Below are 5,733 nucleotides of genomic sequence, written 5' to 3'. Positions count from 1 at the left end.
GCAACTCTGGTTGAACCAAAGATTCACCTTCATGGCCTGCTTCTTGGGTGCCTTTGGCTGTAATCTCGCCGGTGTAGGCTGGCAACTCTGGTTGAACCAAAGATTCACCTTCGTGGCCTGCTTCTTGAGTACCTTTGGCACTAATCTCGCCGGTGTAGGCTGGCAACTCTGGTTGAACCAAAGATTCATCTTCATGGCCTGCTTCTTGAGTTCCCTTAGCAGTCGTCATTTGCTCCGGTTGGTCTTGGAAGTCAGATGCTTTAAAGTAACCAACGTATTCGTATCCTTCGATTTGAATGACACCTTTTGCCAAGTCCTCTTGACTACTTGCTGCAATCGTTTGATTGTAGGACACTAAGATTTTATTCTCAAAGGCTTGAGCTGACTGAGGGATAAAGTAACTACCACCTAGAGCTCCAATTAAGAGAAGGCCAAGCATTTTATTGCGATGTTTTTTAGACATCACCACAACAACCATAGACGCTGTTGCAAATCCAAGAGTTGCCAGTGCTAACTCCTTGCTTCCAGTGTTTGGTAATTGTTGAGAATTCACTTCCTTCTTTCTGTAAACAAGATAGACAACATCATCTTGTTTTAAATCCGAAGGGAGTTCGTGATGAATCAAAGCTTTTTCTGCTTCTGTCAATTCTTGTTCAGCCAAATAACGGTAATGAACTTGGTTGGGTGTTGCCACTTCGTTAGCTGAAACAGTTTCAACTAAAAAGTTATTTGCCCCCAAAAGAAATGTCCCGATAACCGCAGAACCGACACCAACCGAGAACTTCCGAATAGAGTATTTAATGACTCTCTCAAACTGCATTTTTCTAGTATTCAATTTATATCTTCCTAATATGATCTATTGGATATTGAGCACGCGCCCCTCCAATGAGTTTTGGTCGACTCGCAAGTGCTGTCACATGAGCCTGACCAATCTCTCTCAAGACTGGTCGAATGGGTACCTGAACATGTTTGATATGCATACCGATAGCTGTATCACCAATGTCTAGACCAGCATCTGCCCTGATAAATTCGACTTCCACGGGATCCTTCATATAGCGGAAGGCGGCCAATTGACCAGAACCTCCTGCATGTAAGGTCGGGAGTACACTCACAATCTCCAACTGATGTTTTATAGCTACTTCTCGTTCAACAACTAAAGCCCGATTGACATGTTCACAACCTTGAACAGCCAGGTGAATTCCCTTAGCCGTCAACAGTTCCAACATAGTCTTGACAATAAGTTCACCGATTTCCTGACTCGAATCTTTTCCGATGTGTCCTCCCAGCACTTCACTCGAAGACAAACCCAAGACAAATAGTGCTCCCTCCTGTAAAGAAGCCTTGTCTAATACATCTTCAAGTATCTGCTGTGTTTCTGTTTGAATCCGTCTTTGGTCCATTTTTCACCTCGCTTTTTTTCATTCTATCATATCGTTTTTCATCAATTTTAGCAAGATTAGAAGGCATAGGAATACCATTTGCTAGGATTCAAAAACTATATGAGGGCTCTTTTTAAAAACTGATTCAAATTCATCTAGTTTCAAATATAAGATAAAATTATACTTTGAAAACAAAAAAAATATAATAGTTTAGTAAAATCGTTGATGTAATAACATTTACACCTAAAAGATTTGTCAGTCAATTCGATTATAAACGACCGAAAAGCAACTTCTACCATTCTACCCCATTTCTTCTATTAAATCTACTACTTTGCTTATTTTTTAGGCACTTTTTCTTCCTTGTAGCTTTAGATAATGATTCAGAAAATTTTCATGAAATGATGCTAAAACTTTAATTTTATCCTCAAATTATAATGTGACAGTTTTTTGGATACAAACTGAATCCAAAATTTTAAAAACTAGATTTTACAAAAACAGAGAAGGGTAGCTTCTCTGTTTTTTATAGATTAAACTTTTTGGAGTCCTTGGACAGCATCATGATTGATGAGTAGTTGCCCATATTCTTGTAGGACAGAACGACTGATATCACTATCATCCGCAAATTCGCGCATACGTGCCAACAACCAAGCTGGATAAAGGCTAGGTTGATCTTCTACATCAACTAAAACTGTCAGATAGTACTGGTCATTCATCTTGTAGAGTTCTGAAGTTTCCATTTGGTAGTCAACCGTTTTGGCAAAAGAAACCAAACTAGATAAATCGTCAAAACGTAAGATGTAGTAGATATAAGGCTCTCTTTTTCCTTCTTCTACTTCGAGGGCTTCATCAAGCGCTGCTTCTTCTTCCTTTTCAACCTGCTCTAAAGATTGAATGGCTTCAATATCATCTTTAGTTTTTTCTGCCATGGTTTTCTCCAAGGTTTTTAAAAACTCATCTGGAGACATTTTAGCCAACTCATCCATATCAGGAAGATCTGCCAAATCGTCAAAGTCCAAATTCTGGTCGATCTTAGATTTGGTCACAAAAACATCAACCTTGTCTGGCTTAGGTGTTACTCGGAAGCTAAGCATGCCTGTATCCAAGAAACTATCTGGCATCTCTAGCTCATCCAAGATTGCGTAGAAAAATTCTTCTGTTTTCTCTTGTGGAACGAGAAAGTCTGCGATTTCCATTCCACGATCCATCAAATCTTCTAAAGACATGGTGATTTTTAAAGTCGTATCACTGATTTGTTTCATTTTCATAGTTCGTAACCTCATACTTTCAGTTCTATCTATTATACAAGATTTCAAAAATTTTATCAAAAAAAATGGCGTTGGAATATGATATAATACTAGTATCTATTTTAGAATATAAGAAAGAAAGTTTTCATGAAAAATATAAAAGTTAACGCTTTGGCCAGCTTGCTGGTCAATATCTTGAATATCGTTTTTCCTTTGATTACTAATCCCTATCTAACACGGATTCTTAGCAAATCGAATTACGGTTACTTCAACACTGCCAACACCTGGGCAAGCTTTGTCATTCCACTCGCTGCCTTTGGGATTTACAATTATGGGATTCGAGCTATCAGTAAGGTTAAGGATGATAAGAATAAGATCAATTATGTCTTTTCTAAGTTATTCTATATTTCCCTGATTACTTCAATTCTGACAACAGCTATCTATTTCCTCTTTATTCACTTTGATACCAGTATTGTCAATCTAAAAATCCTTTACTATATCCTTGGTATCCAAGCCCTCTTCCAATTTCTGAATATCGAGTGGATGAACGAAGCCTATGAGAACTATTCTTTTATCCTTTATAAAACACTCGTGATTCGTATTGGAATGTTGGTCGCTATCTTCGCTTTCGTTAAGACACCTGATGATATTGTTCCTTATGCCACAATCATGAGTGCGACAACCATTATCAACTATCTACTTAGCTTCCTATGGATTAAACGAGAGGTCTCCTTTGTCAAAATTGAGTTCATCGAACTTCTCAAGTCATCTAAACCTCTCTTAACCATGCTTCTTCTAGCAAATGCTAATATGCTCTATACCTTGCTAGACCGTATGTTCATCACTAAAGGACCTGATGAGAATTTTATCTCCTACTACACCATTGCCTCCAGTATCGTTATGCTGATTGCTAGTGTCCTCAGTGGAGCTATCAACGTCAGCATCCCACGACTTGGTTATTATCTAGGAAAAAAAGATTTTACTTCTTATAAAAATTTGGTCAATCAGGGCGCATCCCTCTTTTACTTCCTCATGGTCCCTACCAGTATTGGTATTATGGTTTTAGGAACCTATGCTACAGTTATCTACTCTTCTGAGAAATATCTAGAAGCAGGAATCGTAACGAGTATCTTTGCCTTTCGTACCATTATCTGGGCTATCGAATTAATCCTTGGAAAACAGATTATCTTTATTAATGACCATGAAAATCGTTTGACTGCCTTTTACTTTATCGGTGGCGGTGTCAATGTAGTCCTAAATTCACTACTCCTTTTCAATAATATCTTTAGTCCTGAATACTACATTGGGACAACCATTATAGCTGAATCAATCGTAGTTCTGCTAGAAATTCGCTTTATTCAGAAGCACAAACTATTGGATTTGAAAGAGATTTTTACAACTCTGGCTCGCTACACAATCGTATCACTTGGTTTCATCCCAATTTATTATGTTTTTAAAACCCTCTTCCAAGTTCATAGCTATGAAGTTACGATGAAGATGATTAGCATGGTTCTTTCTACAATCGCAGCTTGTGGCATCTATTACGCCATTACCCTCTTTATTATCAAAGATAAAACACTTCATTATGCGCTTGACTTAGTTCGTTCTAAGATTAAAAGAGGATAGAGGTCCCTCTCAAAAATGTTCAAATTAAACAAAAAGAAGACTCACAAGGTCTTCTTTTTCTATGCATCCAACGGCATTACGGACAATAAATACTCACTCAATGAACATGTTAGAGCTAACGAGGTCAAGACAACACTGATCTAGCTTAAAAAAATTAGAAAGAGCATCACTTACAAATCTACTGTTAATACCTTCCCAGCTCTCACAACTTGCTCACCTGCAATATAGACGTCATCAACATCACTGGATTTAACAGCATATACTAGGTGAGACAGCATGTTTTCTTGAGGTTGGAGATGGATTTTTCCTTGGGGTTGAATAACTAGAAAATCAGCTTGCTTGCCGACTTCCAGGCTACCAATCTCATCTTCCATTCCTAACACCTTAGCTCCTTCAATCGTAAGAGTCTTGAGGGCCGTTTCAATAGGAAATTGACTCGCATCACCGCTCTTCATTTTCTGTAAAAGGGCTGCCGTACGACCTTCCTCAAACATATCGAGATTATTGTTAGAAGCAACTGAGTCCGTCGCGATACCAACTGGAACACCTGCCTTTTGAAGTTGGATAATTGGTGCAATCCCTGAAGCTAGTTTGAGGTTGCTAATAGGATTGTGGGCGATAGCAACTTGCGAATCTGCCAAGCGAGCAATTTCTGCTTCATTTAACTCCACACCGTGGGCAAATACAGCCTGATGATCTAAATAGCCAAGTTCATCTAGAAAGGCTAGTGGACGTTTACCATAACGTTTCAGGATAATCCCTGACTCTTCCTGTGTTTCTGCCACATGGATATGAAGCGGAATATCTTCTTTTTTTGCTAGATTCAAGCTTGCTTCCAGCAATTCTCGACTACAACTATAGGGCGAATGAGGGGCCACCATAACCTTGAAATTGGGATCCTGATAGCTTTTGATTGTCCCGATGACAGCACGCGTTCTGGCTATAGTCTCATCTGTGGTCTCCATGTCTGAAGAAAAGAGAGTTGGAGAAAAATAGCAACGCATCTTGGATGCCTTGACTGCATCATAAATCTTCTCTATCTCTATTCCGTTAGGATTGTACATATCATTGAATGTTGTCGTTCCTGACTGGAGCATCTCTGTCAACGCCTCTTTGACGGCCTTTGTAGTCATCTCTGGTGTGAACTCTGCCTCAGCTGGCCAGATATAGTCCTCCAGCCATTCGTGGAGATTACTATCGTCACGAATGTCTCTCAAGCCTGTCATGGCAGAGTGGGTATGACAGTTAACCAAACCAGGCATAATCCAAGCACCCTGATAGTCTATGATTTGATCTGCTTGCTTGAGAATTTCTTGATTTTCCTGACCGACATAGACGATTTGAGAATTTTCAAGAGCTAAGATACCATCCAGGTAGACATGGAAATCTTGGTCACAAGTCACGATATTTACATGCTGAAAGACTTTCATCAATAGGCTCCTTTTCTAAATTATACTCTTCGAAAATCAAATTCAAACCACGTC

The 5,733-nt window shown here is 39.0% G+C and carries 5 protein-coding genes; 1 reads left to right on the top strand and 4 read right to left on the bottom strand.

Annotation, left to right across the window (positions count from 1 at the left end; all coding sequences use genetic code 11):
* The 3 genes from HMPREF2795_RS02995 to mecA form a co-directional block, all read right to left on the bottom strand.
* Positions 1-820, bottom strand: an 820-nt coding sequence (locus tag HMPREF2795_RS02995) for a YSIRK-type signal peptide-containing protein (RefSeq protein ID WP_148131260.1), incomplete at its 3' end; no start/stop codon positions are given.
* Between the two features lie 16 nt (positions 821-836).
* On the bottom strand, positions 837-1,400 hold the full coding sequence (locus tag HMPREF2795_RS02990; protein ID WP_049526246.1) for a TIGR01440 family protein: 564 nt from the start codon (positions 1,398-1,400) through the stop codon (positions 837-839).
* A gap of 506 nt (positions 1,401-1,906) precedes the next feature.
* Complete coding sequence (gene mecA, locus HMPREF2795_RS02985) at positions 1,907-2,644, bottom strand: adaptor protein MecA (protein WP_000782671.1); 738 nt, start codon at positions 2,642-2,644, stop codon at positions 1,907-1,909.
* A gap of 126 nt (positions 2,645-2,770) precedes the next feature.
* Here mecA and HMPREF2795_RS02980 point away from each other — a divergent pair, with 126 nt between their 5' ends.
* On the top strand, positions 2,771-4,249 hold the full coding sequence (locus HMPREF2795_RS02980; RefSeq protein WP_000789695.1) for an oligosaccharide flippase family protein: 1,479 nt from the start codon (positions 2,771-2,773) through the stop codon (positions 4,247-4,249).
* Positions 4,250-4,419: 170 nt separating this feature from the next.
* Here HMPREF2795_RS02980 and HMPREF2795_RS02975 read toward each other — a convergent pair whose 3' ends face one another.
* Positions 4,420-5,679: a TRZ/ATZ family protein gene (locus HMPREF2795_RS02975; RefSeq protein ID WP_075228191.1), complete on the bottom strand. Its 1,260-nt coding sequence runs from the start codon at positions 5,677-5,679 to the stop codon at positions 4,420-4,422.
* Positions 5,680-5,733 lie beyond the last annotated feature (54 nt).

Source organism: Streptococcus sp. HMSC056C01, from assembly GCF_001811305.1.
Classification (GTDB): Bacteria; Bacillota; Bacilli; order Lactobacillales; family Streptococcaceae; genus Streptococcus.
The sequence above is the reverse complement of the archived record's forward strand: the minus strand, read 5'-3'. Positions and strand labels throughout refer to the sequence as shown.

Coding starts and splice junctions, on each gene's coding strand:
- HMPREF2795_RS02990 (WP_049526246.1), bottom strand. CDS start 1,400: ATGGACCAAAGACGGATTCAAACAGAAACACAGCAGATACTTGAAGAT.
- mecA (WP_000782671.1), bottom strand. CDS start 2,644: ATGAAAATGAAACAAATCAGTGATACGACTTTAAAAATCACCATGTCT.
- HMPREF2795_RS02980 (WP_000789695.1), top strand. CDS start 2,771: ATGAAAAATATAAAAGTTAACGCTTTGGCCAGCTTGCTGGTCAATATC.
- HMPREF2795_RS02975 (WP_075228191.1), bottom strand. CDS start 5,679: ATGAAAGTCTTTCAGCATGTAAATATCGTGACTTGTGACCAAGATTTC.